The 13,205-nt window shown below is 70.3% G+C and carries 12 protein-coding genes; 11 read left to right on the top strand and 1 reads right to left on the bottom strand.

What is annotated here, in order from left to right:
* Positions 1 to 74: 74 nt before the first annotated feature.
* The 9 genes from ABDZ66_RS07300 (at position 75) to dprA (ending at position 10,299) form a co-directional block, all read left to right on the top strand.
* Positions 75 to 1,676, top strand: a complete 1,602-nt coding sequence (locus ABDZ66_RS07300) for an aminotransferase class V-fold PLP-dependent enzyme (protein WP_343757405.1) — start codon at positions 75 to 77, stop codon at positions 1,674 to 1,676.
* 290 nt (positions 1,677 to 1,966) lie between these two features.
* Positions 1,967 to 3,091 carry a thiamine pyrophosphate-dependent dehydrogenase E1 component subunit alpha gene (locus tag ABDZ66_RS07295; RefSeq protein ID WP_343757404.1) on the top strand — a complete coding sequence of 375 codons (1,125 nt, stop codon included), beginning with the start codon at positions 1,967 to 1,969 and terminating at the stop codon, positions 3,089 to 3,091.
* A complete protein-coding gene (locus ABDZ66_RS07290) occupies positions 3,088 to 4,101 on the top strand; it encodes an alpha-ketoacid dehydrogenase subunit beta (RefSeq protein ID WP_343757403.1) in 1,014 nt (337 codons plus the stop codon). Before ABDZ66_RS07295 ends, ABDZ66_RS07290 begins: the two co-directional genes overlap by 4 nt.
* Before the next feature lie 29 nt (positions 4,102 to 4,130).
* On the top strand, positions 4,131 to 4,364 hold the full coding sequence (locus tag ABDZ66_RS07285; protein ID WP_343757402.1) for a hypothetical protein: 234 nt from the start codon (positions 4,131 to 4,133) through the stop codon (positions 4,362 to 4,364).
* A 29-nt stretch (positions 4,365 to 4,393) separates the two neighbouring features.
* Entirely contained in the window at positions 4,394 to 5,857 is a 1,464-nt protein-coding gene (locus tag ABDZ66_RS07280; protein WP_343757401.1) for a dihydrolipoamide acetyltransferase family protein, read from the top strand.
* 397 nt (positions 5,858 to 6,254) lie between these two features.
* Positions 6,255 to 6,653 carry a hypothetical protein gene (locus ABDZ66_RS07275; protein ID WP_343757400.1) on the top strand — a complete coding sequence of 133 codons (399 nt, stop codon included), beginning with the start codon at positions 6,255 to 6,257 and terminating at the stop codon, positions 6,651 to 6,653.
* Between the two features lie 355 nt (positions 6,654 to 7,008).
* A complete protein-coding gene (locus ABDZ66_RS07270; protein ID WP_343757399.1) occupies positions 7,009 to 7,668 on the top strand; it encodes a response regulator transcription factor in 660 nt (219 codons plus the stop codon).
* Positions 7,668 to 9,104 (top strand): sensor histidine kinase, encoded by a 1,437-nt coding sequence (locus tag ABDZ66_RS07265; RefSeq protein WP_343757398.1) that lies wholly within the window; start codon positions 7,668 to 7,670, stop codon positions 9,102 to 9,104. The genes ABDZ66_RS07270 and ABDZ66_RS07265 overlap by 1 nt, the downstream gene beginning before the upstream one ends.
* A 91-nt stretch (positions 9,105 to 9,195) precedes the next feature.
* Positions 9,196 to 10,299 (top strand): DNA-processing protein DprA, encoded by a 1,104-nt coding sequence (dprA, locus tag ABDZ66_RS07260; RefSeq protein ID WP_343757397.1) that lies wholly within the window; start codon positions 9,196 to 9,198, stop codon positions 10,297 to 10,299.
* Positions 10,300 to 10,325: 26 nt separating this feature from the next.
* Here the strand turns inward: dprA and ABDZ66_RS07255 are convergent, their stop codons facing one another.
* Positions 10,326 to 10,613, bottom strand: a complete 288-nt coding sequence (locus tag ABDZ66_RS07255) for a hypothetical protein (RefSeq protein WP_343757396.1) — start codon at positions 10,611 to 10,613, stop codon at positions 10,326 to 10,328.
* A gap of 18 nt (positions 10,614 to 10,631) precedes the next feature.
* On the opposite strand from ABDZ66_RS07255, the gene ABDZ66_RS07250 reads away from it, so the two are divergent.
* Both ABDZ66_RS07250 and dnaA read left to right on the top strand, forming a co-directional pair.
* Positions 10,632 to 11,603, top strand: coding sequence for an NAD-dependent epimerase/dehydratase family protein (locus tag ABDZ66_RS07250; RefSeq protein WP_343757395.1), 972 nt, complete (start codon positions 10,632 to 10,634; stop codon positions 11,601 to 11,603).
* Positions 11,604 to 11,706: 103 nt separating this feature from the next.
* Positions 11,707 to 13,083: a chromosomal replication initiator protein DnaA gene (dnaA, locus tag ABDZ66_RS07245; RefSeq protein ID WP_343757771.1), complete on the top strand. Its 1,377-nt coding sequence runs from the start codon at positions 11,707 to 11,709 to the stop codon at positions 13,081 to 13,083.
* Positions 13,084 to 13,205: the final 122 nt, after the last annotated feature.

The following is a 13,205-nucleotide window of genomic DNA, read 5'->3' as shown; positions in this document are numbered from 1 at the left end:
GGTGACCCGCATTCCCGAACGCGGCGCGGCCGCGTGGGCACAATGAGCCGCATGAAGGTCCCTTAAGATGGGGCATGGATTTTGCTGCGCTGCGCGCTGACCTGATCGGTACCGACGTCCTGATCGACACGCCGTTCGGGGAGCGGCGCGTGACGTACGCCGATTACGTCGCCTCGGGCCGGGCGCTGCACTCGGTCGAGCGCCGCCTGGAGACGCTGGCCCTGCCGCTGTACGCGAACACCCACACCGAGGACAGCGCGACCGGCGCGCACCTGACGCACCTGACGCATCAGGCGGCCGGGTACATCAAGGAGCAGCTGGGCGCGGACAGCAGCTGCAAACTGGTGTTCTGCGGGTCCGGCAGCACGGCGGCCGTGCGCCGCATGCAGGACATCCTGGGACTGGTCGTGGGCGGCCCGCACCGCCAGACCGTGCTGGAGGCCCTGCCGGACTCGCAGCGGCCCGTGGTGTTCGTCGGGCCGTACGAGCACCACAGCAACGAGATCAGCTGGCGCGAGACGCTGGCCGAGGTCGTCGAGGTTCCGCTGTGCGAACGCGGCAACCTGGACCTCGGCGCGCTGGTCGGCGCACTGAAGGACCCCCACTACGCCGGGCGGCCCAAGATCGGGTCGTTCAGCGCCGCCAGCAACGTGACCGGCCTGCTGACCGATACGCGCTCGGTGGCGCGGCTGCTGCACGCGCACGGGGCGTTCGCGTTCTTCGATTTCGCGGCCAGCGGCCCGTACGTGAAGATCGACATGAAACCCGGCCGCCCCGACGGGTACGACGCGGTGTTCCTCAGTCCGCACAAGTTCGCGGGCGGGCCGGGCACGCCGGGCCTGCTGTGCTTCCGCCAGGAGCTGTACCACCTGAGCGTGCCCAGCACGCCGGGCGGCGGCACGGTGCGTTTCGTGAACCGCACGGCGCAGCTGTACGTGGAGGACATCGAGGCCCGCGAGGACGCCGGGACGCCCGCGATTTTGGGCAAGCTGCGCACGGCGCTGGCGTTCCGGGTCAAGGAGGCGCTGGGCACCGAGGCCCTGACCGCCCGTGAGCACGAGCTGTACGCCCGCGCCCTGGGCAGGCTGCGTGGGAACCCGCGTCTGAAACTGCTCGGGAACCTGGATGCGCCCCGGCTGGCGTTCCTCTCGTTCCTGACCTTCACGTCGGCGGGTACGCAACTGCACCCCAGGCTGGTGGTGCGGCTGCTGAACGACCTGTTCGGCATTCAGGCGCGCGGCGGCTGCGCCTGCGCCGGGCCGTACGGGCACGCGCTGCTGGAGATCGACGACCGGCGCAGCGAGCAGTTCATGCAGTGCGCCGTGAATCACCTGGACGGCGTGAAGCCCGGCTGGACCCGCCTGAACCTCGCGCCGTGGGCGACCGACGAGGAGGTGGAGTTCCTGCTGGACGCCATGGAGTTCGTGGCCGAGTACGGCGAGCGCTTCGTGGCGCTGTACGACTTCGACTGGGCCAGCGGGGCCTGGACGCACCCGGCGGACCGCGCGCCGATGAGTCTGTTCGGGGACGCCCGTCCGAAACGGCAGGCGGGCCCGGTGCCGTTCGCGGCGTACCTGCAGGAGGCGCGGGAACGGGCGGCCGGGCTGGCAGTGGCAGGGGAGGGGAGACCCGTCCCGGCGGGCGTGCCCGAGGGACTGGTGTTCTTCGTCCATTGAGGCAAGGCGTGGCGGGCGGGGGGCCGGGAGCGCGGGCAGGGTGGGTCCGGCTGCCCCCCTGCCAGGCCCACGCCGTCCATTCCATCCGGACAGCGTGGGCCTGGCAGGGCCCTCCGGGTGGGACCGGCACGCGCTGGGCAGAGCCGCGCACGCCCTGCGGGACGGGCGGGTTTCCCGCGCGGGGGTCAAACCGTCTAAAATGCCTAACGAGCGTTAGATAGACAGATCGATCAGGGGAGGAGCCGGCCACCACGCCGCGCGCCCTGCCCCCTGTCAGGAGGCCCCAGCCCATGATTCAGCCCTTCACCCCTGAACCCATCCGCTTCGTGGCGGAGGACGGCACGCCGGTCCAGCCGCTGCCCGAACGGTTCACGCCCGCCCTCCTCCGCGAGCTGCACGCCCTGATGCTGCGCGCCCGCGAATTCGACCGCAAACTCATCACGCTGCTCCGCCAGGGGCGCACCACCTTCTACGCGCAGTCCAGCGGCATGGAAGCCACCCAGGTGGGCCTGGCCCGCTCGATCCGGGTGGGTCACGACTGGGTCTGGCCGTACTACCGCGACCACACCCTGGGTCTCGCCATGGGCGTCCCGATGGCCGAACTGCTCAGCCAGTGCCTCGGCACGAACAGCGACCCGTCGCGCGGCCGCCAGATGCCGCACCACTTCGCCGCGCAGGCCCAGAACTTCGTGAGCATCAGTTCCTCCATCGCCTCGCAGGTGCCCCCCGCCGCCGGGAACGCCATGGCGCAGAAGTACCTGGGTGTGGACGAGATCACGGTCTGCACCTTCGGGGACGGCGCGACCAGCGAGGGCGACTGGCACGCCGGACTGAACATGGCCGGCGCCGCGAAGGCCCCCGCGATGTTCGTCTGCGAGAACAACCAGTGGGCGATCAGCACCTCCATCCGCGAGCAGACCGCCAGCGAGACCATTCACATCAAGGCCAAAGCGTACGGGATGCCGGGTTACTACGTGGACGGCAACGACATCGTGGCGGTCATGGAGGTCTGCGCGCAGGTCGCCGGCCAGATCCGCGCCGGGGAGGGCCCCGCGCTCGTCGAGTGCCTGACCTACCGCGTGGGCTCGCACAGCAACGCCGACGCCGACGCCGAGAAGCACTACCGCACCCGCGAGGAGGTCGAGGAGTGGCTGGGCCGCGACCCGATCACCCGCGTCGAGAAGCTGCTGGAAAAACTGGGGCACCCGGTCAGCGCCGAGGAACGCGCCGACCTGATCGCCCAGACGCACCGCGAGGTGGACGAGCAGGTCCTGAAGGCCGAGGCGACCGGGCAACCCGACTGGCGCATCATCTTCGAGGACGTGTACGCCGACCTGCCGGGCCACCTGCGCGACCAGGAAGCCTTCCTGCGCGCCGAGCAGACCGCACAGGCCGGTCAGGGAGGACGGGCATGACCGCCACGCAGGAACGCCACACGGACGCCGCGGCCACCCGCACCATCAACCTGATCCAGGCCGTGACCGAGACCATCGCCGAGGAGATGGAACGCGACAGCCGCGTCGTGCTGTTCGGCGAGGACGTCGGCGCGCGCGGCGGCGTGTTCATGGCGACCGCCGGCCTGCAGGAACGCTTCGGGCCGCGCCGGGTGTTCGACACGCCCCTGAGCGAGGCCAGCATCGTGGGGGCCGCCGTGGGCATGGCCGTGCGCGGCCTGCGCCCCATCGCGGAAATCCAGTTCGCGGACTACATGGGGCCCGGCTTCGACCAGATCATCTCGCAGGCCGCCAAGATCCGTTACCGGTCGGGCGGGCAGTTCACGGCGCCCCTGGTGATCCGCACGCCGTCGGGCGGCGGCGTCAAAGGCGGGCACCACCACAGCCAGAGCCCCGAGAGCTACTACACGCACACGCCGGGCCTGAAGGTCGTGATGCCCAGCACCCCCTACGACGCCAAGGGCCTGCTGCGCAGCGCCGTGCGCGGCGAGGACCCCGTGATCTTCTTCGAGCCCAAACGCCTGTACCGCGCCTCCAAGGGTGAAGTGCCCGCCCACGACTACGTCGTGAAGTTCGGCGAGGCCGCCGTGCGCCGCGAGGGCACGGACCTGTCCCTGATCGGCTACGGGGGCGTCATGCCGGACCTGGAGAAGGCTGCCGACGCGCTGGCCGCCGAGGGCGTCAGCGTGGAGGTCATCGACCTGCGCTCGCTGGTGCCGTGGGACAAGGACCGCGTGCTCGCCAGCGTCGAGAAGACCGGCCGCGCCGTGCTGGTCAGCGAGGCGCCGCGCATCAGCAACTTCATGGGCGAGGTCGCGTACGTCATCCAGGAGCAGGTCTTCGACTCGCTGCTCGCCCCGGTGGGGCAGGTGGCGGGCTTCGACACGCCGTACCCGTACGTGCAGGACAAGGTGTACCTGCCCGGAGCCAACCGCATCGTGGCCGCCTGCGTCCGCGCCCTGAACTACTGAGCCCCCTGAAAGCCCCTACCCTGAAGTCCATGAAACCCGACCTGCTTCGTCCCCTGCTGGGCTCCATCGGCCTGGGCATCGGTTTTGCACTGTACGCCCTGGCCGGCCGGCTGGCCGAACCGTGGCAGAGCGCCGCGATCGGCGGCATGTTCGCCCTGCTGGGGGCCAGCGCCTGGGTGTACGCCCGCGGCGAACGCTGGATTCAGGTGCTGGGTTCCGTTCTGATCATCTATGGCCTGCTGCGCGCCCTCGTGCTGCGCTGAGCGGCAGCGGCCCACTCCCGAGGTTCCCCATGAAAGAAGTCCTGCTGCCCGAACTCGCTGAAAGTGTCGTCGAGGGTGAAATCCTCAAGTGGCTGGTGTCCGAGGGCGACACCATCGTGCTCGAACAACCGCTGTGCGAGGTCATGACCGACAAGGTCACGGTGGAACTCCCCAGTCCCGTCGCGGGCGTGCTGCACCGGCGACTGGCCGGCGAGGGCGACGTGGTGGCCGTGCACGCCGCCATCGCCCTGATCGACGAGACCGGCGGGGCGGCCCCGGCCGCGACCCCGGCGCCCTCGCTGCAGGCGCAGGAGGAACGCGAGCAGATCGCGCCGTCCCAGGAGGACCGGGGCGGCAGCATCGTGGAGGCCGGGCACCTGGCCAGCAAGACCGACGACGACGGCAGCCTGTTCAAGGCCTTCGCCTCGGACGAGCGGGTGCAGGTGCAGGGCCTCGGCACGCGCGGCGCGGCCGCGCTCCAGGCGGCCGCGCCGGCCCAGCCCGCCCGTGCGGACGGCCGGGTGCTGGCCGTGCCCGCCGCGCGGCAACTGGCCCGTGAACTGAACGTCGCGCTGACCGACGTCCGTGGCAGCGGCCCGAACGGCCGTATCCGCGTTGGGGACGTGCTCGCCCACCACCAGGGGACCTCCGCTGCGCCCGTCGCCGCTGCGGCCAGCGCGGCTGCGGCCCCGGCCCCGGCCGCCCCGACGGCCGCTCCGGCCGCGAAGGGTGCCGGCGGCCTGCCGGTCGCGCCCGTGCAGTACCGCACGCCGAAGGGGTACGAGCATCTGGAAGAGCGCGTGCCGCTGCGCGGCATGCGCCGCGCCATCAGCAACCAGATGCAGGCCAGCCACCTGTACACCGTGCGGACCCTGACGGTGGACGAGGTGAACCTGACCAAGCTCGTGGAGTTCCGCGGGCGCGTGAAGGACGACGCGGCGGCGGCCGGCGTGAAACTGTCGTACCTGCCGTTCATCTTCCGGGCGGTCGCGGCGGCGCTGCGCAAGTACCCCAGCCTGAACACGTCCTTCGACGAGGCCACGCAGGAGATCGTGCAGAAGCGCTACTACAACATCGGCATGGCGGTCGCCACGGACGCGGGCCTGACCGTGCCGGTCATCCGGGACGTGAACCACAAGAGCGTGTTCGAACTGGCGCGCGAGGTCACGGACATCGCCGGGCGCGCGCAGGCCGGTAAACTCCAGGCGGACGAGCTGGCGGGCAGCACCTTCAGTGTCACGAACATCGGGTCCATCGGGGCGCTGTTCTCCTTCCCGATCATCAACGTGCCGGACGCCGCGATCCTGGGGGTGCACTCCATCGTGAAACGCCCCATCGTGGACGAATTCGACAACATCGTCGTGGCGCACATGATGTACCTGAGCCTGTCGTTCGATCACCGCCTCGTGGACGGCGCCGAGGCCGCGCGCTTCTGCAAGGAAGTGATCCGCCTGCTGGAAAACCCGGACCGGCTGCTGCTCGAAGCGCTGTGATACGGACTCCGATTGAATGGGCTGCAAAGCCCGCTGGGTCCGAGCGGATGCGACTCGCAGAGCTGCTGTGCAGAGCAGGAGAGAGGCGGGTTCCGGACGTGGAGCTGGCAATCCGGTGAAGTTCCGGATTGTCGGCGAAACAAACGGCAGTCCGTATGAGACGGACCCGGTAGAACAGCCAGGGGGAGGCCGGACATCGCAGCTCCGGCCTCCCCCTGGCCCCGGTGGTCAGGGGCGGCCCTTGCCTTCAGGGTCCGTGGGCAATTGAGGCCGGGATTTCAGCGGGGCGTCAGGTCCAGGCGGTACGCTGGGCAATCACAGGTCGGGGCTGTTCCTGACCTGCCGCCCCCACTGGCCCGCCGCGGCCTGCCCCGCCCCTGGAGAGACCCCGACTGCCATGCCCAAGTTCCCTGCCCTGCTGCTGTCCGCCCTGCTGCTGTCCACGCCCGCGCACGCCCTGAAGATCAGCGTGTGGGACAGTGAACTGCAGACCAAACTGGGAGACGGCGAGAGCGGCGGCGGGCAGCTGAAGGTGCGGCTGGTGGGTGATTACAGCGGACCGGTCGTGGTGCTGTTCGCGCCGAGCGAGGAGGAACGCAACCGCAACACCTTCCCCGGACTGAAAAGCCGTTACGCCGGGGTCCTGACCGGCGGGCAGCTGAACGTGCAGGCCGAGAACGGCCCGCTGCCGCTGACGCGTTTCCTGAGCGGCTTCAAGCTCAGCCTCAGCCTGTCCGCGCCGGCCGGGTCGGTCAGCCTGCCGGGCCTGCGGGCCGCGCCGGCCGGCAAGAAGTGATACGGACTCCGTTTGTTTCGTTAACAGATCGGAACACCACCGATCTGTTAACTGCACGTCCGGAACCCGGTTTTCTCCCACTCGCTTCGCTCGGATTGAACGGCTTTGTAAGCCATTCAATCGGAGTCCGTATGAGAGGGGCTCGGGTTGAGAGGTTGGCAACCTCTTTCAACCCGAGCGGGCTCGCAGAGTGAGCAGGACAGAAACGCCCCTCCGGGCGTGGCGTTGACGGATCGGTGGTGTTCCCCGGTCTGTTCACGAAACGGACGGCAGTCCGTATGACCGCAAGACCCGGCGCGTCCGCGCTAGCATCACTGGCAGCGCCCACACTTCATTTCCCGTCAAGGAGACTTCCATGCTGGCCCAGATTCTTGTTGTTGAAGACGACCCGCACCTCGGGCCGCTGCTCAAGGAGTACCTGTCCGGGGACTACCAGGTGCAGCACGCCGCGACCCTCAAAGACGCGCAGGCCTGGCTGGGCACCCACACCGCCCAGCTGATCCTGCTGGACCTCAACCTGCCCGACGGTGACGGCCTGGACCTCGTGCAGGCGCTGCGGCAGTACTCCAGCACGCCGGTGCTGGTGCTCTCGGCGCGCAGCGGCGTGCAGGAGCGCGTGGCGGGCCTGAACGCCGGCGCGGACGATTACCTGACCAAACCGTTCGCCATGCCGGAACTCGACGCGCGCATCACGGCGCTGCTGCGGCGCACGGCGGCCGGGTCGGGCGTGAACCTGGGCAACACCAGCCTGTCCACCAGCAGTCTGCTGCTGACCGTCGACGACAAGCACGCCAACCTGACCGAGCACGAGGCCCGCATCCTGGAACTCATGATGCGCACGCCGGAACGGGTGTTCTCACGCGCGGACATCGAGTCGCACCTGTACGGCTGGGAGACGCCGAACAGCAACAGCGTGGAGGTCCGCATCTCGCAGCTGCGCAAGAAGCTGGAGCAGGCGGGCAGCGACCTGCGCATCCGCACGATCCGGAACGTCGGGTACGTGCTGCAGGCCTGATGCTCCCGTCGGCGCGGCCCGCACCGTCCCATGACGGGTCGCGGGCCGCGCGGCTCGGGCGCGGGGCGGGCCTGTACTCGGCGCGGGTGGCGTGGCGGCACAGCCTGCGTTTCCGGCTGGCCCTGACGTACAGCCTGCTGGCCCTGGCGCTGATCCTGCTGACCAGTCTGGGCGTGGTGACGCTGCTGCTCTCCCGCATGGACCAGCAGTTCACGGACCGCCTGAACGAACGGGCCGACACGCTGGCCGAGGCGTTCACGGGCGCCCAGCGGGGCCTGGGGCGCACGGCCGGCAGCGCCAGTGCGTACACCATGCTGATCGACCCGGACGGCGTGGTGTACGCGACCAGTCCCATCCTGCGGGAGTTCAACGAGGCCCCGTATGCCTTCGGCCGCCAGCCGCGGGTGACGGTGCAGGACACCACGGTGCGCGCCGTGCAGCGCCCGGTGGGGGATTTCGGGACGCTGTGGGTGGGCCTGCCGGAGGTGGACCTGATCGCCGCGCGGCAGAGTGCCCTGAGCGCGCTGCTGCTGGCGCTGATCGTGGCGCCACTGCTGCTGCTGCTGACCGGCTGGTGGGTGGGCCGCCGCGCCCTGAGCGGTCTGGAGCACGCCGCGAACCTCGCGGACCGCATCGACCCGACCCGCAGTCTGGCCACGCTGCCGCTGCCGGCGCAGGAGGACGAGGTTCACCGCCTGCTGACCGCCATCAACCGCCTGCTGGTCCGCATCGAGGACGGGCAGGTCCGCGAGAAGCAGCTGCTGGGGCAGATCGTGCATGAACTGGGCGCGCCGCTGACGGTCCTGAAGGCCAGCCTGCAACGCGCCGAGGAACGCACGAACGACCCGGAAGTGCAGCGGGCCTCGCTGGTCGCGGACGAACTGACCTTCACCACACAGGACCTGATGCAGCTGGCACGCGGGGAACTGGAGATGAAACTCGCGTGGCATTACATTCCGGCCCGGACGCTGCGGGGCCGCGTGGACCGGCTGGTGCCCGGCACGGCCTTCACGGGCGACTGGACCGGCGGCATCCTGTGCGATCCGGACCGGCTGACGCAGGCGCTGCGCAACCTGCTGGCGAACGCCCGCCGCGCCGCCGGAGCGGACGGCACCGTGACCCTGAACCTGACCGAGACGCCCGAGTGGCTGACCTTCACGGTGCGGGACAGCGGGCCGGGCCTGCCGCCGGAACTGGGCGAGCAGATCTTCCAGCCGTTCGTGAGCGGGTCGGGCAGCAGCGGCCTGGGCCTGAGCGTGGCGCGGCAGATCGCGCTGATGCACGGCGGCACCCTGACCGGCGAGAATCACCCGGAGGGGGGTGCGCTGTTCACGCTGGCGGTTCCCGGCGCGGCGCTGGGCGACGAGAGCGACGAACCGGACGACGTGGAGGAGAACGAACCGCTGAACGAACCGCCCCTGCCCGCCCGCTCCTGACGGCCCGCCGGGCGCAGCGGGGGGCGGCCCCCCCGCCGGGCGGAGCGCATTCCGGCCCCGCGCCGCCCGGCCCGGACCGTATGCTGACCGGGTGACCAGCCGTCCCCTGTTCGCCGACCTGCACGTTCCGTCCGCGCCGGAGGAACTGCTGGCGCTGCTGACCCTGCGCTTCACGCCGGGGCTGGGGCCGCGCCGCACCGAGAGCCTGCGCGTGCACTTCGGGTCGGCGCACGCGGCGCTGCGCGCCCCCCGCAGCGAACTGCGCGGCGTGCCGGGCCTGGACGCCCGCAGTCTGGCCGCCATCGGCACCCCGAAGGCCGCCGAGCAGGCCCAGGCGGAACTGACCGAGGCCGCGCGGCTGGGCGTGACCCTGCTGGGACGCGGCCTGGACGGTTACCCGCCCGCCCTGGACGCCCTGGAGGACGCCCCGGCGGTCCTGTGGGTGCTGGGCGACCTGCCGGACCTGCCGGTCGTGCCGCGCGCCATCGGGATCGTGGGCACGCGCGCCGCCAGTCCTCACGCGGTGTCGCTGACCCGCACGGTCGCGGCGGACCTGGCCCGCGCGGACGTGGTCGTGGTCAGCGGACTGGCGCGCGGCGTGGACACGGCGGCGCACGGCGCGGCGGTCGAGGCGGGCGGCCTCAGCGTGGGCGTGCTGGGCAGCGCCGTGAACGTCATCTACCCCCGCGAGAACGAGCGGCTGGCCGAACGGCTCACGCTGGTCAGCGAGTACCCGCTCGGGACCGGCCCCGCGCAGCATCACTTCCCGACCCGCAACCGCCTGATCGCCGCGCTGAGCGCCGGGACGCTGGTCGTCGAGGGCGAACGCAGGAGCGGGTCGCTGATCACCGCCACGCACGCGCTGGAGTGCGGGCGCACCGTGTTCGCCGTGCCGGGCCGCGCCGGGGATGCGCGCGCCGCCGGGCCGCACGCCCTGATCCGCGACGGCGCGGTCCTGACCGAGTCGGCCGCCGACATCCTGACCGAACTGGGCTGGGGCAGCGTGCCGCAGCAACCCGCGCTGAACCTCCCGCCCGAGCAGGCGCAGGTGCTGGCCGTCATCGCCGCGCCCTCCACCCTGGACGACCTTCAGGCCCGCACGCGCCTGCCGCTGGCAGATGTGCAGACCGCGCTGGTCATGCTGCAACTCGCCGGACTGGTCGAGGAGGTCGGGGGCCGCTGGAGCCGACGCTGACCCAGCCGGCACGGCCCCTGGCAGGATCAGCCGTGCTGCGGGCCGAAGTCCTTTTCCACCGTCACGCGCGGCGGGCCATTCAGGGTCACGCCTTCCTGCGCGGGGTCCAGCAGCTCCGGCAGGCGGGCACGCAGGCCCACGCGCAGGTGCCCGGCGTCCCCGCTCAGCGTGTCTCCGTGCGGGTCGAGGGTCAGCACCCAGCCTCCGCCGGGCCACTCGACGCGGGTCTCGAGGGACTCGCCGCGCGTCAGGGCCGCGAGTTCCAGATCGTCGATGCGGGCGCGGACGCGGCCCGGCGTGAACCTCACCTTCATGGGTGACAGGATAGACGCATGGACATCCTGATTCTGGGCGGTACGCAGTTCGTGGGCCGGCACATCGTGCTGGCGTTCCTGGCGGGCGGGCACCGCGTGAGCATCCTGACGCGCGGGCAGTCCCCGGACGAACTGCCACAGAATGTCGAGCGGCTGCGTGGCGACCGGACCGGGACCGGTGGTCTGGACGCCCTGGCGGGCCGAGCCTGGGACGCCTGCGTGGATGTCAGCGGGTACACGCCAGGGGCCGTGCGGGCGAGTGCCGCGGAGCTGCGGGACCGGGTGGGCCGCTACGTGTTCGTCAGCACGGTCAGCGTGTACGCCGAGCCGGGGCGGCACCCGGTCCGGGAGGACGACCCGCTGCTGCCGCCCGCGCCCGAGGATCAGACCGAGGTGACGGGCGCCAGTTACGGCCCGCTGAAGGTCGCCTGCGAGCAGGTCGTGCAGGAGGTGTTCGGGGACCGCGCGACGGTCCTGCGGCCGCAGATCGTGGCGGGGCCGTTCGATCACACGGCCCGCTACCCGTACTGGCCGGACCGGGCCGGTGGGGGAGGGGAGACCCTGCTGCCCGGCAGCGGCGAGGATCACGTGCAGGTGATCGACGCGCGGGACCTCGCCGCGTTCACGGTGCGGGTCGCAGAGAAGAACCTGGGAGGCGTGTTCAACGTGGCCGGGCCGCGCCTGAGCTGGGCGCACTTCGCGGGTGTGCTGGGCATCCGGCGGCCGGTGTGGGTGCCGGCGGACGCACTTGAGGGTCTGGGCCTGGGGTTCCGGGAGGTGCCGCTGTTCATTCCGGAACACGCGGAGCAGGCAGGCCTGATGGACGTGGATGCCGGGCGTGCCCTCGCGGCGGGTCTGACCCTGCGCGGCCCGGAGGTGACGGCCCGTGACACCCGCGCCTGGAGTGCCGGGGCCGGACTGACCTACGCCCTGACGCCAGCGCGCGAGGCGCAGGCCCTGGCCCGGTGGAGAGAAGAACAGGCCCGGTAGAACAGCGGCCGCCCGCGCTTCTCTCCTGGGTGGCCCCGAGAGAAGGCGGGGCGGGTGGTATGCTGACTCCCGCTTCAAGAGTGCCTTAAGGGAGGTGCGCCTTATCTCGCAGGAAATCTGGGCGGACGTGCTTGGGTACGTCCGCAAGAACATTTCAGAGGTGGAATACCACACGTGGTTCGCCCCCGTGAAGAACCTGGGCGTTCAGGAGGGGTCGCTGGTGCTGGGCGTGCGGAACTCGTTCGCGCAGGAGTGGTTCCGCAAGCATTACCTGGAGTTGCTGGAGGATGCGCTGCGCAGTCTGGGCGCGCAGAACCCGCAGGTGAGTTTCCAGGTGCTGCCCGCCGCGCAGGACGCCCTGCTGCTGCCCAGCGATCCGCCACCGCCGCCGCCGACCCCGGCCGGGCGGGCCGTCCCGGCGTCCGCGCCGGTCGAGAACCGCAAGGTCCTGAACCCCAAGTACACCTTCGAGAACTTCGTGGTGGGCCCGAACAACAACCTGGCGCATGCGGCGGCGCTGGCCGTCGCGGAGTCCCCCGGCAAGGCGTACAACCCGCTGTTCATCTACGGGGACGTCGGGCTGGGCAAGACCCACCTGATGCACGCGGTCGGGCATTACATGACCGAGCGTTTTCCGGGCAAGCGGATCGAGTACGTCTCGACCGAGTCGTTCACGAACGACCTGATCAACGCGATCCGCGAGGACCGCATGACGCAGTTCCGCAACCGGTACCGCTCGGTGGACCTGCTGCTGGTCGACGACATCCAGTTCCTGGCGGGGAAGGAGCGCACGCAGGAGGAGTTCTTCCACACCTTCAACGCGCTGTACGAGAACCACAAGCAGATCATCCTGAGTTCCGACCGGCCGCCGAAGGACATCCAGACGCTGGAGGGACGGCTGCGCAGCCGGTTCGAGTGGGGTCTGATCACGGACATCCAGTCGCCGGAGTACGAGACGCGCGTGGCGATCCTGAAGATGAATGCCGAGCACAACCGCATCGACATTCCGCAGGAGGTGCTCGAACTGATCGCGCGGCAGGTGACGACCAACATCCGGGAACTGGAGGGCGCGCTGATGCGGGTGGTGGCGTTTTCGAGCCTGAACAACGTGCCGTTCAGCCGGGCGGTGGCGGCCAAGGCGCTGAGCAACGTGTTCACGCCGCAGGAAGTCAAGGTCGAGATGATGGACGTGCTCAAGCAGGTGGCGGCGCACTACAACATGCCGCCGGACGTGATCCGGGGCTCCGGCCGGGTGCGTGAGGTGGTGTTGCCACGTCAGGTGGCGCAGTACCTGATCCGTGAGTTGACGGACCATTCACTGCCGGAAATCGGGCAGTTCTTCGGGCGGGATCACTCGACGGTCATGCACGCCATCAACAAGGTGACGGAGCAGGTGGGCCGGGAGCCGGAGATCACGGCGGCCGTGGAGACCCTGCGCCGCAAGATGCAGGGCCTGGAAGACGACGAGAATGAGGCATAATGCCGTGGGTCTTTTCGCGTTCTGGCAGAATAAGTTCCAAATTCCGTTCCAAAACCGTGTGCACAGTTTCACGAGCTGTGGATAACCCTGTGGATAAGCTGTGGATAACCCCGTTTTTTCTG

Origin of the sequence: Deinococcus depolymerans (assembly GCF_039522025.1) — a bacterium.
GTDB lineage: Bacteria > Deinococcota > Deinococci > Deinococcales > Deinococcaceae > Deinococcus > Deinococcus depolymerans.
Note: the sequence above shows the minus strand (reverse complement) of the source record. Positions and strands in the feature narration are given on the sequence as shown.

Bases quoted from the DNA above. Each gene is read 5' to 3' on its own strand.
- ABDZ66_RS07300 (WP_343757405.1), top strand. From the start codon at position 75: ATGGATTTTGCTGCGCTGCGCGCTGACCTGATCGGTACCGACGTCCTG.
- ABDZ66_RS07295 (WP_343757404.1), top strand. From the start codon at position 1,967: ATGATTCAGCCCTTCACCCCTGAACCCATCCGCTTCGTGGCGGAGGAC.
- ABDZ66_RS07290 (WP_343757403.1), top strand. From the start codon at position 3,088: ATGACCGCCACGCAGGAACGCCACACGGACGCCGCGGCCACCCGCACC.
- ABDZ66_RS07285 (WP_343757402.1), top strand. From the start codon at position 4,131: ATGAAACCCGACCTGCTTCGTCCCCTGCTGGGCTCCATCGGCCTGGGC.
- ABDZ66_RS07280 (WP_343757401.1), top strand. From the start codon at position 4,394: ATGAAAGAAGTCCTGCTGCCCGAACTCGCTGAAAGTGTCGTCGAGGGT.
- ABDZ66_RS07275 (WP_343757400.1), top strand. From the start codon at position 6,255: ATGCCCAAGTTCCCTGCCCTGCTGCTGTCCGCCCTGCTGCTGTCCACG.
- ABDZ66_RS07270 (WP_343757399.1), top strand. From the start codon at position 7,009: ATGCTGGCCCAGATTCTTGTTGTTGAAGACGACCCGCACCTCGGGCCG.
- ABDZ66_RS07265 (WP_343757398.1), top strand. From the start codon at position 7,668: ATGCTCCCGTCGGCGCGGCCCGCACCGTCCCATGACGGGTCGCGGGCC.
- ABDZ66_RS07255 (WP_343757396.1), bottom strand. From the start codon at position 10,613: ATGAAGGTGAGGTTCACGCCGGGCCGCGTCCGCGCCCGCATCGACGAT.
- ABDZ66_RS07250 (WP_343757395.1), top strand. From the start codon at position 10,632: ATGGACATCCTGATTCTGGGCGGTACGCAGTTCGTGGGCCGGCACATC.